The following is a 22406-nucleotide window of genomic DNA, read 5'->3' as shown; positions in this document are numbered from 1 at the left end:
CCTCAGAGTCTCTTTCAGGTGACTCTGAGGGTGAAGGATGTGTACGAGGCCCGTATCCGCCAGCTGGCGGATGAGAGGCGCACCGTGGGCTTATGGCTCACGGCCGTCTACTCGATTGTGTTTTCGTTTTCTACTTACCAGTAAATTTCTTCGGTATACTCTTTGCCTTGATAATTGGTAAAATCTCTTAGCTTAGCATACTCAAAGGTTGAAGTGTTTACTTCCCAAATTGAAGATTTTGAGCTCCATGGATCTATAAGTATCTCTACAGTATTTTCATTTTTCAATCTTAATTCATGTATCCATCTCAAGTCTTCATCTTCGATCACTTTTGTTGTTAAGGGAGTCCACAAGACTAAATGTTCACCTCCAATAATAGCCCACTTGTTTTGCGGATCAATCAAGCCACATTTAGGGTCGCCATAGAAATCGTCATCTAATAGAATATCTCCAGAATTCTTATCCGTTAAATAGGTCGATTCATATTCATGTTCGATTTTCAGCTGCTCTGTTTCATACAAAACGTTCATGCCTACTTAGTTAATTGATTAGAGAAACAAACTCAATTCCACCAATCCTTTTGTCCTTTAAAACATCTAGAACTATTGTCCCTTTTTTGGGATGTTCGAGAACAATATTTTCTTCAAATTGCCATTCCGAATTAGGTTGATTCGCGTTTTTTTGACTAACAAAATGAATGTATGCTCGACTTTCCGAAGTTCCTTTACAACAGTTCTTTAAGGCTTCAATTATATCAGTTCTGTCCGATACTTGTGCTCTTGCTAGTTCTATTATCCATTCAGGATCAAAATCTTCATTCATATGTTAATCCAGTTCGGTCAATGAAACACAATAGTACTAATATATACAATTAATACTCCCTTTAATAATATAATTTTATAAGTGGTTATCTATCCATAAAGCTTAATTTTGACCACTTGACGCCTCCTAAAACCATAAAAAAGAAACACTACCTGCTGCTGTTCATGCTGCCTGCGGTGGTGTGGTTTTACTTCTGTCTGCCTGAGCCGTTGTTTCAAACCCCATATAGTACTGTGCTACTCGATCAAGACGGTAAGCTGCTCGGGGCGGTAGTCGCGCAGGACGAGCAATGGCGCTTTCCTAAAACGGATAGTGTGCCCTACAAATTTGAGCAGAGCATTCTGCATTTTGAAGACAGGCATTTCTATTATCACCCGGGAGTAAATCCGGTATCAATGGTAAAGGCATTGCTGCAAAATGTGCAAGCCGGTAAGGTGGTGAGAGGAGGGAGCACGTTGTCGATGCAAGTAATACGATTAGCAAGGCAAGGCCAGGAGAGAACCTATTTGGAGAAAATATATGAATCTATTTTGGCACTAAGGCTTGATTTACGCTATTCTAAAGCTGAGATTTTACAATTATACGTGTCCCAGGCACCCTTCGGAGGTAATGTAGTGGGGTTGGAAGCTGCTTCATGGCGCTACTATAACCGTCCACCACACCACCTCTCCTGGAGCGAGACGGCCACGCTGGCCGTCCTTCCCAACGCACCTTCACTCATATTTCCGGGTAAAAATCACAAACAACTCGCGGCAAAAAGAGATCGATTGCTGGATAAGTTGGTGACTTATGACATCATTGACGACACGACTGCGGAGCTTGCCAAAGCGGAACCTCTGCCGGGCAAACCTTACGATTTACCACAAAAAGCACCTCACGTATTGACCCATTTTGCTGTCAATAATAGTGAAGGAATACGTGCGCACACTACATTGGATGAGCAGTTGCATACTCAGGTTACCCGGGTAGTTCAGAACCACTACAACAGGTTAAAGCAGAATGAAATTTACAATGCAGCGGCCTTGATAGTCGATACAAAAAGCGGACAGGTAAAGGCTTATGTAGGTAATACGGATGATCCTCTTTTTCGCAACGAAAACTCTGTGGATATCATACAATCAGTTCGCAGTTCAGGGAGCACGCTAAAGCCATTTTTGTATGCCGAAATGCAGCAAAGAGGACAACTATTGCCACAGGCTTTGCTGCCAGACATTCCCACTTATATTTCAGGTTATGCTCCGAAGAATTTTGATGAATCGTTTGATGGTGCGGTAGCAGCTGATGAGGCACTGGCGCGATCGCTCAATGTACCGGCCGTGCGCATGTTGCAGGATTATGGGGTTGAAATTTTTCATCATGATTTACAAACTATGGGGTTTGGCTCAATCAACCGCAGCGCAGGTAATTATGGCCTTTCGCTCATCCTGGGTGGGGCAGAGGTAAGGTTGTGGGATCTGGTAAGCAACTATCGAAAAATGGCATTAAGTATTTTACAGCATCATGAGCCAGATTTAGAACTCAAAGAATTATCCATAGATCAACAGGCCAATAATAACCTAAAGAAACTGCCTGTAGCTGCCGGAGCAAGCTGGCTTACATTAGAGGCACTCAGGGTTATGGATCGACCCATTGAAGGTAGCGACTGGCGTCAGTTTAATGCCTCCAAAACTATCGCCTGGAAAACAGGTACCAGCTTTGGTCACAAAGATGCATGGGCTATTGGCGTCACGCCCGACTATGTGGTTGGTGTTTGGGTTGGTAATGCAGATGGAGAAGGTAGACCCGGCCTTACCGGTGCGTCTACAGCAGCACCTCTGATGTTTGATATTTACCGAAAATTAGATGGTGAGCAGTGGTTTACAAAACCTGAGTCCGATTTGGGACTTCTCGAAGTGTGCACCCGTTCGGGGTATAAAGCTTCAATGATTTGTCCAGAAACCAGTGCGATTGATGTATCACTTGCCGGAACACAAACGGCCACTTGCCCTTATCATGAGCGTGTGTATTTAGATGCTCAGGGTCAGTTTAGGGTCAATTCAGACTGTTATTCTGTGACTGAGATGGTTGCTAAACCCTGGTTTGTATTGCCTCCCGTGATGGAGTGGTACTACACATCTACAGACCCCTACTATAAAAAGCTTCCTGATTATGCCCCAAATTGCATGCCTCAGCAAACGCTCAATTTTGACCTGGTCTACCCTCAACCAAATGCCAGGCTGTTTGTACCACGAGGTTTTTCTGGTGAGAAAGAGTATTTAGTCTTTGAGGCAACTCATCGACTGTCTTCCAGTACGCTCCACTGGCACCTCAATGATCAATACATCAGCAGCACGAAAGGTGTACATCAGGTGGAGGTGCAACCGGAGGCAGGAGAACATGAACTAACATTGGTTTCTGAATCAGGAGAGACCCTTTCACGTAAGTTTCACGTAATAACACGCTAGTTTGTAGGCTATTTTACAAAGTTTTGCTTTAACTTGAGATTTAATGCTGTTACCTTTGCAACTTGGTAAGATATATGCATTACATATCATTTTTTCGTTATTTAGTCGTTGATATTGAATTAGGACTAATTTTTTCATGAGGAACGCACATTTATTCTTAGTAGGCTTTATTGCTCTGTATGCGCTGCAATCGTGTACCGAAAGAGCAATCTGCCCTGCCTACCAAAGTGCATTTATTCATGATAAGGAGGTGTTAGAAAGGAAGTTTAGCTATTTTAAAGAAGACTCAACCCCCAAAATATTATCAGCCAGCAAAGACCGCTACAACATCATAGAGCCGGTTTCTTACCGTAAGAAGCTCAGAAGTTTGCAGACTATACCGATGAAGGATATTTATCCTCAGGAAGAGGATTCACTGTCTTTTGATGATGATATAGCGCTTGCCGAACGTGATTACGGCTACGATTCTACAGCAGTAATAAGTGTAGATACGCTGGCAACAGCAGCTGATAGTATCTATATGATCTCACTCAAGAAAGAGAAATTTAATGTAGATCAGGAGCTTTACCTGTGGTATCTCAAAGATTTTCTGGTATATCCTGACGTGCGCTTACAAATGGCTGAGGAGGCTGAGTTGGCACAAGCGGCCGCAAAGGAACAGCGCAAGAAAGAGAAAAAAGGTTTCTTTAAACGACTGTTTGGCGGCAAGAAAAATAAGAATGACTCTACTGAGTTAGAAACCAACGCTACCGATGTCGATGGTGAACCACAAAAAGAGAAAAAGGGACTATTTGGCTTCTTGAAAAAGAAAAACAAAAAAGAAAAAGCCCCTAAAGAAGAGGAGCCGGAAAATAATGACGAAGCCGCACCTGAAGAGGAAGATGATGGTTTAGATGATTTTTAGAAGAGCTTCTAGCTGATAGTTACTAGTTGTAGTGAATTAAAATATGAAAGCAGCAATAACAACAAAAGCAGGAAGTCCAGAGGTTATCGAAATTCAAGAAGTTGATAAGCCAGAAATTAAGCCAGGATGGGTTTTGATTAAAGTCGAGGCATTTGGCTTAAACAGATCCGAGCTCTTCACCAGGCGAGGCGATTCTCCCGGAGTAGATTTTCCAAGGATTCAGGGAATTGAGTGTGTTGGTATTGTAGAGGAAGACCCATCCAATACATATTCAAAAGGACAACAAGTTGCTGCCATTATGGGTGGAATGGGAAGAATTTTTGATGGAGGCTATGCGGAATATACTTTAGCTCCATTAGAGATTATTTTTCCATTTAAAAGCAAATTACCTTGGGAAGTACTAGGTGCAATCCCGGAAATGTTTCAGACAGTTTCAGGTTCTCTAAATCAAGCTCTTGAAATTCAGAAAGGTGAAACGCTACTTATTCGAGGAGGAACCTCTTCAATTGGTATGCTCTCCTGCCAACTTGCTAAATCCAAAGGGCTGAGCGTAATAGCTACAACCAGGAATACAAAAAAGAAACAAGTATTATTAGATAATGGTGTTGACCATGTTGTAATAGATGGTGGTAGCATAGAAGAACAGGTCAGTAAATTTATCCAGAAGGGGTTAACAAAGTGCTCGAGCTGATTGGAACAAGAACACTTAAAGATTCCTTGAAATGTATTGCACCAAAAGGTATGGTTTGCATGACAGGGATTTTAGGAAATGAATGGACCATGAAAGAATTTACTCCTATGGGCGATATCCCTTCTCTGGGAAGATTAACCGTATACATGGGAGAATCAAAAAATCTATCTAAAGAATTACTACAGGAGTTTATAGATGATGTTGAAAATGGGAATATCAAATTAAATGTTGACAGAATCTTCCAACTGAGTGAAGTTGCAGAGGCGCACCAATACATGGAAGATAATAAGGCTAAGGGAAAAATTATTGTAAGAATATAAAATTAGTTACCAGCTCCCAAGCCGAAAGCTCTAGTTACTAGCTTCTAGCCACTAGCCACTAGCTCCTAGTTCCCAGCTACACTCGCTTGTAAAATCAGACCTCTTTTTTAAATCTCTTTGTTATTTTTCACTTCGCACTCTGTATAGAACAAGACTCTTCAGGCTACGCCTTCTGAGTGACGATTCTAAATAGCTTTTGTCTCAAGCTTCTAGTTACTAGCTTCTAACTTCTAGCCACTAGCTACTGCCCCAAGTCCCAAGTCCCAAGCTTCCAGCCACTAGTCACTAGTTCCCACTCCCAGCACCTAGTCACCAGCTCCCAGCTCCCATCTCCCAGCCACTAGCCACTAACCCTAGTTCCTAGCTCCCAGCACTGAGTTCTATGCTCCATGCTCTACGCTCCACGCGCTACGCGCTACGCTCATAAACATTTTCTAAGCAGCTTTTTGTCGATCTCACTTTCGTTAAAACCTAGCTCCAACGCTTTTTTTAAGTCTTCGCAGGCTTTTTTCTTCTTTTTAAGCGACAGGTAAGTCAGTGACCTAATGTAGTAACCCAAGGCATATTTGGGCAATAATGTAACGCCCTGGTTTAAATCAACGAGTGCCTCGTCAGATTGATCGAGTAGATAATAACTATACCCTCGGTTGATGAGTGTGAAAGGTTCACCTTTATTGAGGTTAAGCGATTGGTTAAAATCCTCAAGGGCTTTCTCAAAATTCTCTAGATAGAAATAGGTGAGGCCACGATTACGAAAAGCCTCGTGATTTTGAGGGTCTAACGCGATCACTTTGTTCCAATCTTCAATCGCCATTTGAAATCTGTTTTGTCCGGTAAGTAAAATCGCTCTCCGATAAAATGGCTCCACTTTCATGCTGTCAATAGCAATGAACATATCCAGGTTTTGCAGGGCCTTGTTAATGGTTTCTTCTTGCGTATAAAGTCTGGCAAGATAGAGGTAAGGCCATTTGAGACTATCGTTGAGGCTTATGGTTTTTTCATAATAATGAATGGCACTATCGTAATTTTCAAATTGGTTATAAATATTAGCCAGGTTGTAGAAAGCCTTAAAACTGGCATTATCAATTGCTATGGCATCATGAAGAGCATCGAGTGCTTCCATGTTTTTATCAGCATTGAGTGAAGCTAGCGCCAAATCAATGTGCGTAGCACTTTTCTCATCTAGCGTAAGCGATTTTTGAAATGCCTCAATCGCATCATTAAAACGGCCCTGTCTGTTTCTATTTAGCCCAAGCAAATGATATAAGCTAGCCAGATCAGTCATATAGCGATGGCGAATATCATTAGCCTTGTTTTTACTAAGGCCCGATACTTCGCCTTTTTGTTGATTTATTTTAACCTCTTGTTTATCAAGAAATTGCTCTACGATATCTATGCCCAGATAGATGTATTGTGTAGACTGATCAAACTCCTTTTTGGCAAAATGTATTTCTGCTAAACGCGTTATAGCAGCGTAACTTTGCGGAAATCTTTGCAATACCTCTTTAAACTGGTCAATCGATTGAGCCGTGTCGCCCTCAGCCAGCGTGCGTTCGGCCTTAACGAGTAGTTCAATCTGTGTTGTTTGTTGCGCCAGACAGTGAGTTGAAATTGTAAGTAGAAGTGCAATAAAAACTCTAACCATCAATCGAAAAGTGAGTAGTTGCCAAACTGGTCAGCAGGAGCGAAGGGTTCTATCAAATGAGCGCCTTCGTTATTGGTGTCAGAAAATTTTGGAGAAACAGTGTATGAGCCCATTTTATCGGCAGGGTAGGTTTGTAACAGGTCATGTAATGCCTCAATTTCTTTAGTGTCGCTAAGCCAAACTTCCTCTTGTTGCTTATCAAAGATAGCAGGCATAGTGTCGCTCATTTCTGCTACACTGCTGTTGGCTGGCACGGTTATAATTTTAAAAGTGTGAAATTCATTACCATCATTATCTTCAAACTCTTCCCAGATCCCCGGAAAAGATTTGATGGCGTTATCACCAAACACAAATCGATGAGGTATTTTACCTTTCTTAGACACTTTTTTCCAATCATAAAAACCATCTACGGGTACTATGCATCTAGACGATTGCAGTAGTCGCTTGGTAGAGGCTTTGGTATGAACTGAAGCGGCATCTGCATAAATAAGTTTAGCAGATATCGAGCGGTTTTTTGACCAGTCAGGAATTTGACCCCAATAAAAAAAAGATAATCCTTTGCTACCCTGGGTGATGACGGGTAAAATTTGAGTTGGGGCCGCATTGTATTTAGGTTGGTAATTATCGGTAACGTCAACACCAAATCGCGTTGCTAACTTATCTTTGTCGGCTGTAATTGTAAAGCGATCACCCATAGATACGAATGTAATGAAAAATAGCTTTACTTACTGTGCCTGATGAATGCTAATGCCCTTTTTTCTGACCAAAAAGTATTGTCACTGCCAAATTCTGTAAAACCTACATGACCACCGGTTTCTGGTATTTCCAGTGATACAGTATTGATTTTGTCTGCTTTTTCTATCGGGTAGCAGTCTTGTGATAAAAATGGGTCGTTTGCTGCATTTACAATGAGGGTAGGCACTTTTATACTGTCAAAAAAGTTTATAGAGCTGCACGAGTGATAGTAATGCAGTGCACCATCAAATCCATGAAGAGGCGCAGTATACTTGTCGTCAAACTCGATTAAAGTTTTAATACTTTCCAGTCCGTTGGCATCTATTTTATCAGGCATAACCCTTGCTTTGGTCCTGATTTTATCTTTCAGGTTGTTTAAAAATCGTCTTGAGTATATAAAATTCGATGACTCAGAGATTTTAAGGCAACTGCTATGAAGGTTAAGAGGTACAGAGAAAACAGTGGCCCGGTGAATTGATTTTCTTTCTTTCTCACCTAAATACTTAAGGGTAAGATTACCGCCAAGGCTAAAGCCCACCAGGTTGATTTCTTTGTATCCAAGGCCTATTGCGTGATTCACCACGGTCTCCAGATCTTCAGTAGCTCCACTGTGGTAGAAGCGGGCCAGCCTATTCATTTCTCCACTACAGCCTCTGAAATTCCAGGCCAGTGCATCGTAGCCATTTTGTGAAAAAATCTTTGCCATACCCATGATGTAGCCACGGTCACTGCTGCCTTCCAGTCCGTGAGAAATGATAGTTAACTTATCTGCGCCTTTTTTTACCCAATCGAGGTCTAAAAAATCCCCGTCAGGGGTATCAATGCGTTCACGCTCATATACTACCTCATTTACCTTTCTAAAAAGGGCCGGGTAAATGGTCTCCAGGTGAGGAGAGAACAGAATAAATGGACGTTGGTAAGTATCAATCATGAGCGCATAAACATATCACTGGCAAATATAACCGTTTATCATCTTAACGTATTCTTAATCATGGTCAAACAACCTATTGCAGATTTAAGGCGTCAATGAGGTAAACAACTACAAATAACAACAACCTAGCTATGCATTCGGTCTAAAAAATCTCTGGATGAAAACACATAAATGCGGCTATGCATCAACAAAAACTAAAATCATGAAAAAAATCTACCTCTTTGGGGTGTTTACTTTAGCTTTTTGCCTTAGCGCTTTTGCACAAGAGGGCAATTTTACATTAAACGGTTATGTCAAGGATCTGGACAATGGTGAGGAGCTCATTGGCGTGACAATATATGTAGAGGAAACCAAGAGCGGAGCAATCACCAATGTCTATGGTTTTTATGCTTTGAGCTTGCCACCGGGTGAGTACAATATCCTGTATAGTTATATGGGATATCAGACCATCAGGCAACAAATCGACCTTACAAAGGATATGGTCTTCAATGTTGAGTTGCCATCGTCAGTGACAGAAATGGATGAGGTGGTGATCACGGGAGAGGCGATCGATGCCAATGTAACTGACATAAAAATGAGTAGAAACGACCTGAACATACAACAGGTACAAAGACTACCAGCACTTTTTGGCGAGCCCGATATTATAAAAACTATTCAGATGCTACCAGGAGTGATAAGCGCGGGAGAGGGTACATCCAGTTTTTTTGTAAGAGGTGGTAGTGCCGACCAGAATCTCATCCTTATAGATGAAGCACCAATTTATGACCCTTCACACTTATTTGGGTTGTTTTCTGTGTTCAACTCAGATGTAATTAAAGACAGTAAATTATACAAAGGAGGTATACCAGCTCAATATGGTGGCCGCTTGTCATCTATACTGGATGTGCGCACAAAAGATGGTAACAATAAAAAATTTGGAGGCACGGCAGGTATCGGTCTGTTGGCCAGCAAGCTCATGGTTGAGGGACCTATAAGAAAGGATAAAAGTTCGTTTATCGTGTCGGGGAGGCGCTCATATGTAGACCTTTTTCTTAGAGCAGCCGATCAGGATAATTTTGTGCATTTCTACGATGTAAACGCAAAAGCCAGTTGGAAGCATAATAATAACAACCGATTTTTTGCTGCAGTCTATCTGGGGAGAGATGTCTTTGAGTTTGAAGATGTTTTTGGGTTTGACTGGGGCAATGCCACAGCTACGTTTAGATGGAATCACCTCTTCAACGATAGATTATTTTCTAACACCTCGGTGATTGCCAGCAATTTTGATTACAAAATGGAGCTCGATGATAATGTGCAAGGCTTTATTTGGAAGAGTAACCTTCAGGAATTTTCTTTCAAAGAAGACCTCAACTATTTCGTAAATCCATCTAACGCACTTGATTTTGGCTACCATGTGACTTATCGCAGGTTTGAGCCCGGTAGGTTATCGCCAAATGCTCAAAACTCAATTTTTGTAGACACTGAGTTGCAGCACCAGTTTGCACTTGATCACGCGCTTTATGCTAATCATGAGTGGAAGGCCAGCGAAAGACTTACCCTTGCCTATGGTGCAAGGCTTTCTATATTTCAGAACATAGGTGAACAGGATGTGTATTTATACGATGATCCAAAAGAAAATGTAGATATTGAACGCATTGATACACTGTCATTCGATGCGTTTGAAAATATTAAAACATACATTAACCTGGAGCCTCGAGTTTCTCTGAGGTATTTGCTCAACCCTACTTCTTCGTTAAAAGCATCCTACAGCCGAATGGTACAAAATACGCACCTTATTTCAAGTGGCACGGTACCTATTCCATTTAATACCTGGAACCCTAGTGATTATTACCTGGAACCTCAAATAGCTGATCAATGGGCTGTAGGTTATTTTAAAAACCTAAAAAACAATAGCATAGAGCTATCATCAGAGATATACTATAAAGACATTCAGAATGTAACTGACTTTGCAGACAATGCCCAGGTCTTCTTTAACAATGATCTTTCTACAGAATATAGACAAGGTGACTCATGGTCGTATGGCCTTGAGTTGATGGCACAAAAGAAAGAGGGCGTTTTAACGGGTTTTATAAGCTACACCTGGTCTAAAGCCGAAAGGAAAATACCGGATGTAAATCAGGATAAGGCATTTTTTGCCAATTACGATAGGCGAAATGCATTTAATGCAGTAGCTACCTATGAGCTAAATGATAAATGGGTTTTAGGAGCCAATTTTACCTATACAACCGGTCGACCAACTACGGTTCCCTCGGCCAGATATGCATATGAAGGCTATCAGGTCGATTATATTACCGAACGTAACGGTTACAGATTGCCTGACTATCACAGGCTAGACCTTTCAGCTACGCTTACACCAAGAAAGAATGCTAATCGCAAATGGAAAAGCAGTTGGACATTTTCTATCTATAATGCCTACAATCGAAGTAATGCTTTCTCCATCTATACTCGTGTGAAACAAGATGATGATGGCAACATCATAGGAGATGGCAATGAGAAAGAAGCGCGTATGATCTATCTCTTCCCAATTTTACCATCTGTTACTTATAACATCAAATTCTAAAATAAAATGAAGCTTAATTATATCATACTCTTGTTTATAACTGTTTTGGCTGCTTGTGATGAGCCTGTAACATTAGACCCCAAACAGGTCGATCCTGTGATTGTAATTGAAGGTCTGATTACGGATAGAGAAACTTATCAATACGTGCGAGTTACGGAAACGGTCGATTTCTATGCAGAAGGTGGTTCACGACCTATTACAGATGCTGAGGTGTCTGTGGTGGACAACGAAGGCAACCAATTTATCTTTGAACACAACCCCAGAGAAATTGAAAGGCTTGATGGGTATTACCTTTCAGAAAATCCGTTTAGTGGCAAAGTAGGCAATACTTATTCCCTAAGTGTAAGCTATAGTGGCCAACAATATCAGGCCACAGACCAATTATTGAGAGTTGCACCTATCGACTCGTTGGAGGTGATCATTAATGAAGATGAGTTCGCTGACCCTGATGACCCTAATTATTATTATGAGGTCTTATTTTATGCTACGGAGCCACAGGAAACGGACGATTATTACCTTTTTAAGTTTTATAGAAATGACACCCTGATCCTCGAGAGTGAAAATGATATTTACTTTTCTGATGATGAGGTGCTGGCAGAGCAGATCGATGGTTTACCAACTGCAGGTTTTTACAAACAAGGAGATGTAGCCGTAGTAGAGATGTATAGCCTCACTAATAATGCCTTTGTGTATTATAACGACCTTATCAATCTTTTAGAAAATGATGGTGGCATGTTTGGTTCGCCACCTGTAAATCCACGCAACAACCTAAGCAATGGTGCCATGGGTTATTTTCAGACGAGTGCTGTGGCAAGTGACACCGTGATGATAAAATAATTGTAAAAAGACTGCATCAACAGAACAATTAACTTGATTAGGCGTCTTTAATTTGTATTTGATAAAAATCTACACCCTCTTATGAATTTTAAAGCAATATGCTTTGTGCTGCTAGCAGCTTTTGCTATTTCACCCTCACTTGCTCAAAATAAGTATACGCTCAATGGCTACATCAAAGATGCCAGTAATGGAGAGGCCCTGATAGGGGCAACTTTATTGGTTAAAGAGCTTACGACAGGTACTTCAGCTAATATTTATGGCTTCTATTCCATTACGTTACCTGCCGGGGATTATACGATTGAGTATAGATATATTGGCTATGAAACGGTTATTGAGACAATTTCACTTGATGCCAATCAAAAACTGGATGTGGAGCTCCAAACCGAAAGTCAGGAACTTGATGAGGTGGTGATAACCGGGGAATCTGAAGATGCCAATATCTCGGAAATACAAATGAGTGCAGAGAAGCTCGATATTAAAACCATTGAGAAAATTCCGGCATTTTTGGGTGAGGTAGATGTAATCAAAAGTATCCAACTTATTCCCGGGGTGAGCTCAGTAGGAGAAGGGTCTTCAGGGTTTAATGTAAGGGGAGGAGGCGTAGGCCAAAACCTTGTATTGCTGGATGATGCTCCGGTTTACAACTCGTCACACTTATTTGGCTTCTTCTCTGTGTTTAATCCGGATGCGGTTAAAGATGTGAATTTGATCAAAGGTGCTATCCCGGCTAACTATGGAGGGCGTATTTCTTCCATTCTTGATGTGCGCATGAAGGAAGGGAATATGAAAGAGAAAGAAATTTCTGGTGGTATAGGTACTGTTTTTAGCCGACTGGCGGTACAAGGCCCGATTAAAAAAGATAAAGCATCTTTTATAGTGGCTGGTAGAAGGAGCTATATAGACATATTGGCAAAACCCTTTGTAGATAATGATGCGACATTGTATTTCTATGACCTTACGACAAAAGTAAACTATAAACTTAACGACAATAACCGGTTCTTCTTATCAGGATACTTTGGTAGAGATGTCTTTAAGTTTGATGAAAGACAAGGCTTTGATTGGGGTAACGTAACCGGAACGCTTAGATGGAACCACCTTTTCAACGATCGCCTGTTTTCTAACTTTGCTTTCATTGTCAGTAGCTTCGATTATGGCTTTAGTTTTGGTGAGAACGATCGTGATAAATTTGATTGGTCATCTCGAATTCTAACATATACTTTCAAACCCTATTTCAATTACTTTATCGACACCAATAATGAGCTGCTGATTGGGGGTGAGGCAACTTATTACGATTTTAAACCTGCAGAAGCGGTTGGCGTATCAGATGGTGTTACTCAGGATATCAGTCTCAACGAAAAGTTTGCACTTGAAAGTGCGGTCTATGTTGATAATACTCAAAAGCTATCAGATAGGCTGAGCGTGCGCTATGGTTTGCGATTTTCTGCTTTTCAATATTTTGGACCGGCTAATAAATATGAGTTTAGAACGGTGGAGCCTGGAGAGCGTAAAGAACTGGTTAATGCAGAGCCTTTTGACGAAAGGGAAGTCATAAAAAGTTATACAAACTTAGAACCGCGAGCTTCGCTCAGGTATAAATTAAATAATAGTAGCTCTATTAAAGCAAGTTATACCCGCACTGCACAATACATTCATTTAGTATCAAACACTGCCGCATCTACACCTATCGATTTGTGGACACCAAGTACTAATAACATAAAGCCACAAACAGGTGACCAATACACCCTAGGGTATTTTAGAAATTTTGGCAAAGGCAACGACTACGAAGCGAGTATTGAGGGCTACTACCGTGACACCGACAATCAGGTTGATTATGTAAAAGGTGCCGATATTTTCATCAACGAGTTTATCGAAGGAGATTTAATCAGCGGTGTTGGCAGAGCTTACGGACTTGAGTTTAGCTTTAAGAAAAATGTGGGTAAAATCAACGGATGGCTGAGCTATACCATTGGTAAGTCTGAGCTGAAAACCCCGGGAATTAACCGAGGCGACTGGTACAGTACCCGATTTGACCAGACACACAACCTTAAACTATTTGGAGAAACTCAGTTGAGCAAACGCACATCATTTTCTGCCAACTTTACTTACCTCACCGGAGCACCTATTACCGCTCCAACATCCAGGTTTAATGTGCAGGGGTTAGTCATCCCATACAACTATTACGATTCAAGAAACAACTTTAGAATCCCTGCTTCGCACAGGTTAGATATTGCACTTAAGTGGGATCCTACAAGGCCGGGTAAGAAGAAAAAGAATGAAGACTACTTCGTATTTTCTATTTACAATGTATATGGCAATAAGAATCCATTTTCATTATTCTTTGCGCAGCAAGACGGCCGTGCTGTAGCTGGCGAAGCGATAGATACTTTTGCTTACCAGTTTGCAATCATTGGAGCACCGGTACCTGCTATATCATACAACTTCAAATTCTAGATTAAGATGAAAAAAATATATATCGTTTTACTGACCTTGGGTTTGTTGGCTTGTGAAGACAAGGTAAACGTAAATCTTCCCGAAGCTCCGGAAGCCTTGGTAATTGATGCCTGGGTAAACAATAAAAATGAGCCTCAGGAAATAAACGTACTTAAAACACAACCATATTTTGATAATAGTGTGCCGATAGGAGTTAGTGGAGCCATTGTGGAGGTAACCAGTGAAGAAGGTACAGTATTCACTTTTACAGAAATGGAGCCCGGAAAATATACCTGGGACCCAGCAACCTCTACAGAAACTATTGGCGATGAGTTGTTAGATTACACACTCACCGTGGTGGCAGAAGGCCAAACCTATGCGGCAACGTCACGCATAAAGCGAGTGCCTCCGGTAGACTCAATAAAATTTACATTTAAAGAAGAACGTAACCCATTTCAGCCAGAGGGCTATTATGCTGAGTTTGTAGCAACCGACCCTGTCGGGCCTAGTGATAGCTATTGGATAAAATCTTACAAAAATGGTGTGTTGTTAAACCGACCATTCGAGTTAAATATAGCCTTCGATGCAGGGTTCAATGAAGGTGGCAATATTGATGGCGTGGTATTTATTCAGCCTATTCAAGATGCTGTCAACCCGCTTACGGAAGAACTAGATGCCTTTGAACCATACGAAGTAGGAGACTCGCTGTATGTAGAAATACATGCTATACCCAATGATGCTTTTACTTTTTTACAGCAAGTTCAAATTCAAACTCAGCGTGATGGTGGTTTTGATGAGATATTTGCTGAGCCCATGGAAAATGTAAGTACCAATATCGAAAACGTAAGCGATAGTCCTAATGGCCAGGTAGTTGGCTTCTTTAGCATGGCAGCGGTGTCAGGCAATGGCAAACGCGTGAGTGAGTAATTCTTTATACTTTATTGATTGATTCCATCAACTGATGCAGCTGACCTCTACCAATAGGAAGGCGCTCATCATTCACATAGATAGAGTCTGAGTTTATGGCGCTTACTCGTCCCAGATTTATAATGTAAGACTTGTGAGATCGGTAAAATAAGTGAGAAGGTACTTTTTGTTCGATTTCTTTAAGCGTGGCTCTCAATACATGATTTTTGTCATTAGCCACTATCGTAGAGTAATTGCCTTCTGCTTTTATATATTGAATGTCTGAGAACGGTATTTTAATAGATAAATTCTTTTCTCTTACAAACAAGCAATCATTCAGTACAAAATCTTTGATGCTCTCATTTTGTTCTTTGGCAAAATTGCTGAGTGCCAACTCAACTGCTACAATCACATCTTCGTCTTCAAAAGGTTTTACTAAATAACCATACGGGTTTACTTCGACAGCTCTTTTTACAGTAGACGGGTCAGAGTGAGAAGATATAAAGACAAAGGGTATGCTGTAATCATCTCGTAGTCTGTGAGCCACATCTACCCCATCTCTGTCACCTTGAATCTTAATATCGAGTAAAATAAGGTCGGGGTGGTGTTTTTCAATCGCATATATCACAGAAGAAAAACTTTTACATATATCACAGACCTCATAGTCATTGCTCATGAGTATGTCCGATAGGTCTTCCGCTATAATTCTCTCATCCTCAACAATTAAAATTTTAACTTTTTCCATTATATCAGTTAGATAAGGCCAGGTTTCGAGGTTTAAAAGTGAGTGTAAACTGGGCGCCATTTTCATTTTTTACATCCAGAATGCCATCAAGCTGCTCGGTGAGAGAGTTTACGAGCCTAAGCCCCATATTTTTTACTTTCATGTAATTGTCAGGTAAGCCACTACCTGTATCTGCCACCTTCAGCGTGTAAGTCTCATGTTGTTGGCTAAGGCTTATTTTCAGCTGACCATTGTTGTTGGTTTTAAAGGCATACTTCAGTGAGTTAGATACCAATTCATTTAAAATTAATCCGAGTGGTATAGCGGTATCGATGTCTAATTTTAAATCGCTTGTTTCTATTGATCTTGTTATATCAGCTGAAGGTTTGTATGTGCTAAATAAGTATTCACTTAGCTCTTCAATGTACTCCTTCATGTTAATCACAGACATTTGGTCATTGCTGTACAGTTTTTCGTGAATGAGCGACATGGACTTTATTCTACTTCTACCTTCAGCTACTGCCTTTCTTGCCTTAGGGTCGTCAAGCTTGCGAGATTGTATGTTTAAGATGCTGGAAATAATCTGTAAATTATTCTTTACTCTATGATGTATTTCTTTAAGTAGCACATCTTTTTCATGGTCGCGTGTAGCTATCTCATGATTTTTTAAGTTGAGCAGCTTGTTGCTTTTTCTCTGTTTAATGAAGCCTATCACGAAAATAATGGTGAGCATACCAGCACCCGCCACACCCATAGTAAGTTGATTATTCTTAGTGTTAGAAAGTGCAATGTTTGCTTGTTGCGTTTCCAGATTGGCTTTTTGAAGTGCTATGGTCTTTTCGTTTTCTTCGGCTTTGTATAGCGCAAGTAGCGTTTCTTGTTGCTCTACTTTTTGAGCATTAAAAAGACTGTCTCTCACCGCAGTGAGTTGTTTTTTGTATTCCCACGCTTTTTGATAATTACCTAAAATGGCATAACACTCGGCTATAAGACTGGCCGATTTTGTTTGCCTTTCAATACTTTGTAATTCGTCAGCCAATTCATAAGCTTCGTTAGCCGTGGCCAAAGCTTTGTCGTATTCTTGCATATCGAAGTAAATGTCAGCCACAAGGTCAATAGACATTAAAACAGATTCCATGCTTGATTTCTCTTTTTTCTGGGCTAATACAGATTTTGCCAACTTTAGCGCTTTTGGATACTGATCTGTTTTTCTGTGTAAGTCTGCCAGGTTATGTTTAATAGCAAATCCAGAGCCACCAAGACTGTCGATATATCCTTGTGCTAAGTTGTATTGTCTTTCAGCCTCTTTGTAATCCTTCTCGGCAACGGCCACAAGGCCAAGCGAGTTGTGCAGACTAGCAAGTCTTTTATAGCCCATCTCACCTTCTAACTCCTTCATTTGCTGTAAATAACCCATGGCTAGTTTCTCTTCCTGCTGGTCAATATATAGAAGGGCTATGCTACCTAAAATGAGAGCTATTCTACGAGTGTCGTTTCGCTTTTTGTTTATTTCCAATGCTTTCAGAAAGTATTCAACGGCTTTGTCATAGTTACCCACTGTGCGCATTACATCACCAATGTTATTATATGCACTTGCCATACCTGATAAGCTGTTGATCCTGGTTTGCGTTTCTAAGCATTCCTGGTAGTACTTGGTGGCTTGAGGGTAATTACCCTTATTTTTCATCATGATGCCTAAGGCATTGAGGCTATTGGCCAGACCTGCATTATCACTTGCATCGGTGGCCATAATTTTAGCATCTTCAAAATAAATGACGGCACTGTCAATATTATTATGATCAAAATGTGAATAGCCCACATTTATTAGAGCCCTCACTTCACCTTCCGGGTAATTAGCCTCTCGTGCTGCGGCCAGGCCTTTGTAAGAATAAATGCGTGCTTTTTTTATGGAATGAAAAGCATAGTTAAAACCAAGATCATTAAGAGCATCTACTTTTTCAAGACCAGAAAGTTGTGGTAATACATTTTCGATACTGTCAAGTCGTGATTGAGCCTCACAGATGTGGCTAAAAACAATGAGAAGGGCGACTGTAAGTGTTGAAGCAGTGAGTGATGACTTCATGCGTATATTTTGAGTAAAATATGAAATATTTTTATAAACGCATAGCAGATTTATCAATTACTCATAAAAATATGAAATACATTTTTATGTAGTTGACATACATTCTTCTGTAGTTCATCCCACCATTCTAAGAATTAAAGCCCATCCGTGCTAACTAGGTATCAGATCAAAGAGCCAGTGCTCCTGATCAATACGACCTTATTAATCACATAACAAATCTCAACGTCATGAAAAATTACCTATTCACCAAGATTGCGGCAATCATAATTTTATTGCCCTTTATGTATGCTTGTACAGAAGAAGAGCCCGAGCCGGAAGACACGACTCCACCTAAAATTGTGAGCATCACACCCACAAATGGTGCAAGCAATGTAGCCACAGATACAGAAATTAAAATAACGATGTCCGAGCCTTTAGATATCACAACTATCAAAACAGGCAACCTCATTCTTTCAGAAGGATTTTCTTTTAATCTGGGCTGGGAGTTTGAAATGGACGGTAATTCGGCCACTATAAAACCCACACAGCCACTTAAGGAAGGCAAGGAATACACGATAGAATTTACATCAGGAGTTACTGATGAAGCAGGTAATCCGTTGGAGTCATTTACTTCTACTTTCACCACAATACCACCTCCTGATACTTCTAAACCTTATGTTGTCTCAATTTCTCCAGCAGATGGTGAGACTGAAGTTTTTCCTACTGATAACATTCAAATTATCTTTTCAGAAACCATAGATATATCGAAGGTTACTGATGCTACTTTTTCGCTAAAAAGAATTGGTAGCTCCAAAAGTGAGGCTGGTGTTCTATCCATGGTAGGTGAGAAAGTCACTTTTAATCCGGACAATGAATTACTGCTTAATTCGAAATACCAGATACGTTTAGATAAGAAAATTACAGACCTTGCAGGCAACCCATTGGATAAAGATTACCTATTTGAGTTTTACTCGCTCAAATCTGGTTGCAATGATGTAGAAGTTTACTCAAACTCTAATTTGGGCAGTGACTACCCTAAAATAGATGCTGGTGTGTTTACACTAATTCCAGACAATCTCCAGTATGCAGCTACGGCATTATTTATAGAAGGCGATTATCAGCCTCCTTATACCATATCTTTCGATTACAAAATATATGATGATGGAGGTGTAAGTGGCAGCTATGACTTAGGAACAGCGGATGGAATTGTATTTTTCTTTCAAAAGAACCAACAGCCTTATAAGAACGGAACTACTGTACCTTCCGGGAATAAGAGAGGATTTATTGATGACGGTACGGGGTATGGGGTTGCTATTTCCCCTTACGGCAATAGAAGAATAGATTACTGGTACGAGTCACCTGATAATGTGCTTCAGTCAACTGCAACCACACTGGCCTACACAGGCAATACCTGGGTTTCTGCACGGATCCATTTATTCAGTGATGGATTCGACCTCTATCTCAATGGTACAAAGGTGATGAGCGACTATACAGATCTTGATCTTACCCACTCAAAAATGGGATTTGGAGCAGCTACCGGTGGTGGTGATGGTTTGCACATGATCAAAAACATCCAGGTAAATAGCTCTTCGATATTATGTCAATAACCGATAACACCAATCTTTTGCTTTTGTATTACTTAACTAAAACGGTAGCACGTTGAGGCATCGATGCTTGTAAGAGTTTTCGTTGCGAGAAGGCCCTTGTTCCCTTTGGATCGGGGCTTTCTATTTGGCTTAAAAAAAGAAAGCAGTCCCGCTTGCGCAGGACTGCTTTACACCTAAACCAAAATTAACTATGAAAAGTTGTCTTTAAAGCTTTACGCTTAGTCCACCTAAGACTAACATACCATTGCGGTCTGCTGCGTAATACTCTACATTGTCGTTGTTAAGTAGATTTCTACCATTCACAAATACTGAGAAGTTATCTGTGATGTTGTAGTTCACTTTCGCATTTACAATGTATTTGCTGTCTATGTCACCTGCAGTATTTGCTGGGTTAGCAAGATCGTAGCTGCTATACTGTGTCTGGTCAGCCAGGTAGTATGTGTTAATGTTGAAATTCAACTTATTAGTAGGCTGATAGTTAAGGTAGAATCCTCCAAAAACGCCAGGTGTTTGCTCATTATCTTCAGTAGTCGTTACCTCTACATTATTAACTGGATCCAAATCAGGTGAGTTAAGAGCCACTGGTAAATCCTCAGTTTCAGTTTTCTGGAAGGTAACATATGGCTTGATTTGCCATTTTACATTAGGTACATAGTTAAATGAAACTGTTGCACCCATTTGCGTTGCTCTTAAGTCCAAGTTTTCAAATTGAGCCACCAAAGATGCTGCCTGAACATATCCTGCAGGAGCAGGTTGGTTTATTAAGTCATTAGAATTATCCGTTATCTGATAAAATAGCTCTAAGTTAAGCTCTAAATTGTCTTTCAATTTGCTTCTATAGCCTAATTCGATCAGTTGAGTTTCGAACAGTTCAAGGTTTTCATTACCGGTAAACTGGAAAATGCCTTGATTACCTAGCGTGTCAATAGGGTAAGTCTCACTTACATTCAAGAAGTTCTGCCCTAAAAATGAACCACTGTTAGATTTCGCATATACAGCTCTAATGAGGTTTTTGTCATTAATGTCGAAAGTTGAAGCAACCTGATAAGAGAAGTAAGCTTCTTCAGGAGAAGTAAACTGATCCACTCTACCAGCAGCAATCACTCTCCATTTGTCAGTTATGTTGTAATCTGCACGTAACGAACCTGAGAAAGTACGGATTGTAAACTCACCATTAAAAGCACCTAATAAAGTATTGGAAGTAAAGTCTTCGTCACCATAAGTTGAGCGCTGGTATGATATACCTGGACGAATAGAGAAATCGTCATTGATATGAAAATCGTATTCCAGGTAGGTATCAATATTAGTGTATTTATACTTTAAGAATAGAGTCTTACCATTGGGAATGGATGTAGGGACAGAGTTTAAGTTATCCTCTCCAGCTGTGTAAGAAAATCTACCTCTTAGGTTTTTTACCTCCATAGTCGCATTGGCATATGTAGATTCGAAAGCCTGAGAAGACATAGGCGAAAAATTGTTTCTTCTGAATGGCTTCTGTGCTTCAGCTGACTGGTGACCTAAATCAAGACCAAATTTGATGTCTTCAGATACATTGTAATTAGCAAAAAGGTTAACTCCTTTTTTATCAAGAGACATTTCGTCTCCAAATAAGCCTTGTGCTTCAGGAGCAGTTATCGCATCTACATAGGTACCGGCTGCGTAAGAGTAGTAGCCATTATCCATTCTGTCTCTTTGCTGAATGTTACCAGAGAGAGTCACATCGAAATTGCCAGTGTTGTATCCTAAAGAAACTCCACCTACTTGTGTGTTTTCAGTGCCTACGCTGCCATGAGCACGTGCCATAAATCCTTCTTCCTGGATATTTTTAGTGATAATATTAATTACACCTGCAACCGCATTCGGTCCGTAAAGAGGTGCTGAAGGGCCTCTTACCACTTCAATTCTCTCAACATCAATAAGGTCTACCGGTAAAGATTCCCAGATAATACCTCCAAGGTTGTTGTTAAATACAGGTCTGCCATCGATCATTACCAAAGTAATCTGGTTTCCTGCAGTCGCGCCATCGCTATATCTACTTAAGTTGTCAAGACCTCTCAAGTGTACGTCATAATTTCCATTAGTCATCTCTCTTACGATCACGCCAGGGATAAGTCTAAGCGCTTCAGGGATGCTATTTGCGCCTGCATTTCTGATCTCATCAATAGTGATGGTAGAACTAGATAGCGGAGCATCAAATAATGATTCTTTCTTTTTAGATACCGAGTAAATATCGATCTCCATTAAGTCTTCAAGCGACATCTCAAAGATATCTTCAGACTCTTGTGCCTGCACAGAGCCAAAGGCTACAGCAGCAAGCATAGATAAAGTTAGTATTGTCTTTTTCATAATATTTTAGATTAAGGTAGAAGTAGGTTTAAACAACAATCGCCAGACCGAGTAACCTTCCAGATACTTTTAGATTAGAACTATCGATTCCAGATTTATTGATTTCAAATCTGATTTTACCATTATCCGTTACAAAGTTGATGTAACTGCCTTGCTTGGCTAGTCCTTCTTTTTCTGTAATTACCAGTGTGTTCTTAAGTGTTCCGATTTGCTTTAAGGCTGCACTATTGCTTTTTGGTATATATACCATTTGATAGTCGGCAGCTTCAGAAGGATTAGAAAATTGCTTTACAGTAATTTTCGTTGTCGGTGAAGATTTCTTCTCAGCCATTTCTTTAAATGCATTGATAATAGCGGGGTCATCTCCCAAAACACCAATCGTGATGTTCGCATTAGACTCAGGCCACTGTATATATCTTGTGAAGTTGTATACAAAGAGTGT

18 protein-coding genes are annotated in these 22406 nt (G+C 40.4%); 9 read left to right on the top strand and 9 right to left on the bottom strand.

The window, feature by feature from the left end; translation table 11 throughout:
- Nucleotides 1-134 precede the first annotated feature (134 nt).
- Together E1176_RS18470 and E1176_RS18465 are read right to left on the bottom strand one after the other, a co-directional pair.
- Entirely contained in the window at nucleotides 135-530 is a 396-nt protein-coding gene (locus E1176_RS18470; RefSeq protein WP_155212527.1) for a hypothetical protein, read from the bottom strand.
- A 10-nt stretch (nucleotides 531-540) separates the two neighbouring features.
- The gene (locus E1176_RS18465) at nucleotides 541-822 is read right to left on the bottom strand and encodes a hypothetical protein (protein WP_155212526.1); all 282 of its coding nucleotides are present in this window, start codon (nucleotides 820-822) and stop codon (nucleotides 541-543) included.
- Between the two features lie 116 nt (nucleotides 823-938).
- On the opposite strand from E1176_RS18465, the gene pbpC reads away from it, so the two are divergent.
- The 4 genes from pbpC to E1176_RS21180 all read left to right on the top strand — a co-directional run bounded on the left by pbpC (nucleotide 939) and on the right by E1176_RS21180 (nucleotide 5181).
- Nucleotides 939-3266: a penicillin-binding protein 1C gene (gene pbpC, locus E1176_RS18460; RefSeq protein WP_222933179.1), complete on the top strand. Its 2328-nt coding sequence runs from the start codon at nucleotides 939-941 to the stop codon at nucleotides 3264-3266.
- A gap of 136 nt (nucleotides 3267-3402) precedes the next feature.
- Nucleotides 3403-4170, top strand: a complete 768-nt coding sequence (locus tag E1176_RS18455; RefSeq protein ID WP_155212525.1) for a hypothetical protein — start codon at nucleotides 3403-3405, stop codon at nucleotides 4168-4170.
- 43 nt (nucleotides 4171-4213) lie between these two features.
- The gene (locus E1176_RS18450) at nucleotides 4214-4861 is read left to right on the top strand and encodes an alcohol dehydrogenase catalytic domain-containing protein (protein ID WP_246206155.1); all 648 of its coding nucleotides are present in this window, start codon (nucleotides 4214-4216) and stop codon (nucleotides 4859-4861) included.
- Nucleotides 4849-5181: a zinc-binding dehydrogenase gene (locus E1176_RS21180; protein ID WP_343030561.1), complete on the top strand. Its 333-nt coding sequence runs from the start codon at nucleotides 4849-4851 to the stop codon at nucleotides 5179-5181. Before E1176_RS18450 ends, E1176_RS21180 begins: the two co-directional genes overlap by 13 nt.
- 421 nt (nucleotides 5182-5602) lie before the next feature.
- On the opposite strand, the gene E1176_RS18445 is transcribed toward E1176_RS21180, so the two are convergent.
- From E1176_RS18445 to E1176_RS18435, 3 genes are read right to left on the bottom strand one after another with little or no spacing between them, the layout of a single operon-like run.
- The gene (locus tag E1176_RS18445; RefSeq protein WP_155212524.1) at nucleotides 5603-6826 is read right to left on the bottom strand and encodes a tetratricopeptide repeat protein; all 1224 of its coding nucleotides are present in this window, start codon (nucleotides 6824-6826) and stop codon (nucleotides 5603-5605) included.
- A complete protein-coding gene (locus E1176_RS18440) occupies nucleotides 6826-7521 on the bottom strand; it encodes an SOS response-associated peptidase (RefSeq protein ID WP_155212523.1) in 696 nt (231 codons plus the stop codon). The genes E1176_RS18445 and E1176_RS18440 overlap by 1 nt, the downstream gene beginning before the upstream one ends.
- 26 nt (nucleotides 7522-7547) lie before the next feature.
- Nucleotides 7548-8492 carry a YheT family hydrolase gene (locus E1176_RS18435; protein WP_155212522.1) on the bottom strand — a complete coding sequence of 315 codons (945 nt, stop codon included), beginning with the start codon at nucleotides 8490-8492 and terminating at the stop codon, nucleotides 7548-7550.
- Between the two features lie 202 nt (nucleotides 8493-8694).
- Here E1176_RS18435 and E1176_RS18430 point away from each other — a divergent pair, with 202 nt between their 5' ends.
- The 4 genes from E1176_RS18430 (at nucleotide 8695) to E1176_RS18415 (ending at nucleotide 15246) form a co-directional block, all read left to right on the top strand.
- Complete coding sequence (locus tag E1176_RS18430) at nucleotides 8695-11052, top strand: TonB-dependent receptor (RefSeq protein WP_155212521.1); 2358 nt, start codon at nucleotides 8695-8697, stop codon at nucleotides 11050-11052.
- Between the two features lie 6 nt (nucleotides 11053-11058).
- Nucleotides 11059-11889 (top strand): DUF4249 domain-containing protein, encoded by an 831-nt coding sequence (locus E1176_RS18425; protein WP_155212520.1) that lies wholly within the window; start codon nucleotides 11059-11061, stop codon nucleotides 11887-11889.
- Between the two features lie 81 nt (nucleotides 11890-11970).
- Nucleotides 11971-14340: a TonB-dependent receptor gene (locus E1176_RS18420; RefSeq protein ID WP_155212519.1), complete on the top strand. Its 2370-nt coding sequence runs from the start codon at nucleotides 11971-11973 to the stop codon at nucleotides 14338-14340.
- Between the two features lie 6 nt (nucleotides 14341-14346).
- A complete protein-coding gene (locus tag E1176_RS18415; RefSeq protein WP_155212518.1) occupies nucleotides 14347-15246 on the top strand; it encodes a DUF4249 domain-containing protein in 900 nt (299 codons plus the stop codon).
- Between the two features lie 4 nt (nucleotides 15247-15250).
- Here the strand turns inward: E1176_RS18415 and E1176_RS18410 are convergent, their stop codons facing one another.
- Together E1176_RS18410 and E1176_RS18405 are read right to left on the bottom strand one after the other, a co-directional pair.
- A complete protein-coding gene (locus E1176_RS18410; protein ID WP_185152875.1) occupies nucleotides 15251-15970 on the bottom strand; it encodes a LytR/AlgR family response regulator transcription factor in 720 nt (239 codons plus the stop codon).
- Between the two features lie 4 nt (nucleotides 15971-15974).
- Nucleotides 15975-18032, bottom strand: coding sequence for a tetratricopeptide repeat-containing sensor histidine kinase (locus tag E1176_RS18405; protein ID WP_155212516.1), 2058 nt, complete (start codon nucleotides 18030-18032; stop codon nucleotides 15975-15977).
- A 227-nt stretch (nucleotides 18033-18259) separates the two neighbouring features.
- Here E1176_RS18405 and E1176_RS18400 point away from each other — a divergent pair, with 227 nt between their 5' ends.
- Nucleotides 18260-19618 carry an Ig-like domain-containing protein gene (locus E1176_RS18400; protein ID WP_155212515.1) on the top strand — a complete coding sequence of 453 codons (1359 nt, stop codon included), beginning with the start codon at nucleotides 18260-18262 and terminating at the stop codon, nucleotides 19616-19618.
- 204 nt (nucleotides 19619-19822) lie between these two features.
- Here E1176_RS18400 and E1176_RS21300 read toward each other — a convergent pair whose 3' ends face one another.
- Together E1176_RS21300 and E1176_RS18390 are read right to left on the bottom strand one after the other, a co-directional pair.
- Complete coding sequence (locus tag E1176_RS21300; protein WP_155212514.1) at nucleotides 19823-21964, bottom strand: TonB-dependent receptor plug domain-containing protein; 2142 nt, start codon at nucleotides 21962-21964, stop codon at nucleotides 19823-19825.
- 28 nt (nucleotides 21965-21992) lie between these two features.
- The coding region (locus tag E1176_RS18390) for a YfiR family protein (protein WP_155212513.1) at nucleotides 21993-22406 on the bottom strand (414 nt) is incomplete at its 5' end.

Origin of the sequence: Fulvivirga aurantia, from assembly GCF_009711475.1 — a bacterium.
In the GTDB taxonomy this organism is placed as follows: domain Bacteria; phylum Bacteroidota; class Bacteroidia; order Cytophagales; family Cyclobacteriaceae; genus Fulvivirga; species Fulvivirga aurantia.
This window is presented reverse-complemented; position numbering and strand designations above follow the sequence as displayed.

Coding starts and splice junctions, on each gene's coding strand:
- E1176_RS18450 (WP_246206155.1), top strand. CDS start 4,214: ATGAAAGCAGCAATAACAACAAAAGCAGGAAGTCCAGAGGTTATCGAA.
- E1176_RS18465 (WP_155212526.1), bottom strand. CDS start 822: ATGAATGAAGATTTTGATCCTGAATGGATAATAGAACTAGCAAGAGCA.
- E1176_RS18440 (WP_155212523.1), bottom strand. CDS start 7,521: ATGGGTGATCGCTTTACAATTACAGCCGACAAAGATAAGTTAGCAACG.
- E1176_RS18430 (WP_155212521.1), top strand. CDS start 8,695: ATGAAAAAAATCTACCTCTTTGGGGTGTTTACTTTAGCTTTTTGCCTT.
- E1176_RS18435 (WP_155212522.1), bottom strand. CDS start 8,492: ATGATTGATACTTACCAACGTCCATTTATTCTGTTCTCTCCTCACCTG.
- E1176_RS18415 (WP_155212518.1), top strand. CDS start 14,347: ATGAAAAAAATATATATCGTTTTACTGACCTTGGGTTTGTTGGCTTGT.
- E1176_RS18405 (WP_155212516.1), bottom strand. CDS start 18,032: ATGAAGTCATCACTCACTGCTTCAACACTTACAGTCGCCCTTCTCATT.
- E1176_RS18400 (WP_155212515.1), top strand. CDS start 18,260: ATGAAAAATTACCTATTCACCAAGATTGCGGCAATCATAATTTTATTG.
- E1176_RS18410 (WP_185152875.1), bottom strand. CDS start 15,970: ATGGAAAAAGTTAAAATTTTAATTGTTGAGGATGAGAGAATTATAGCG.
- E1176_RS18455 (WP_155212525.1), top strand. CDS start 3,403: ATGAGGAACGCACATTTATTCTTAGTAGGCTTTATTGCTCTGTATGCG.
- E1176_RS18470 (WP_155212527.1), bottom strand. CDS start 530: ATGAACGTTTTGTATGAAACAGAGCAGCTGAAAATCGAACATGAATAT.
- E1176_RS18425 (WP_155212520.1), top strand. CDS start 11,059: ATGAAGCTTAATTATATCATACTCTTGTTTATAACTGTTTTGGCTGCT.
- E1176_RS18445 (WP_155212524.1), bottom strand. CDS start 6,826: ATGGTTAGAGTTTTTATTGCACTTCTACTTACAATTTCAACTCACTGT.
- E1176_RS21300 (WP_155212514.1), bottom strand. CDS start 21,964: ATGAAAAAGACAATACTAACTTTATCTATGCTTGCTGCTGTAGCCTTT.
- E1176_RS18420 (WP_155212519.1), top strand. CDS start 11,971: ATGAATTTTAAAGCAATATGCTTTGTGCTGCTAGCAGCTTTTGCTATT.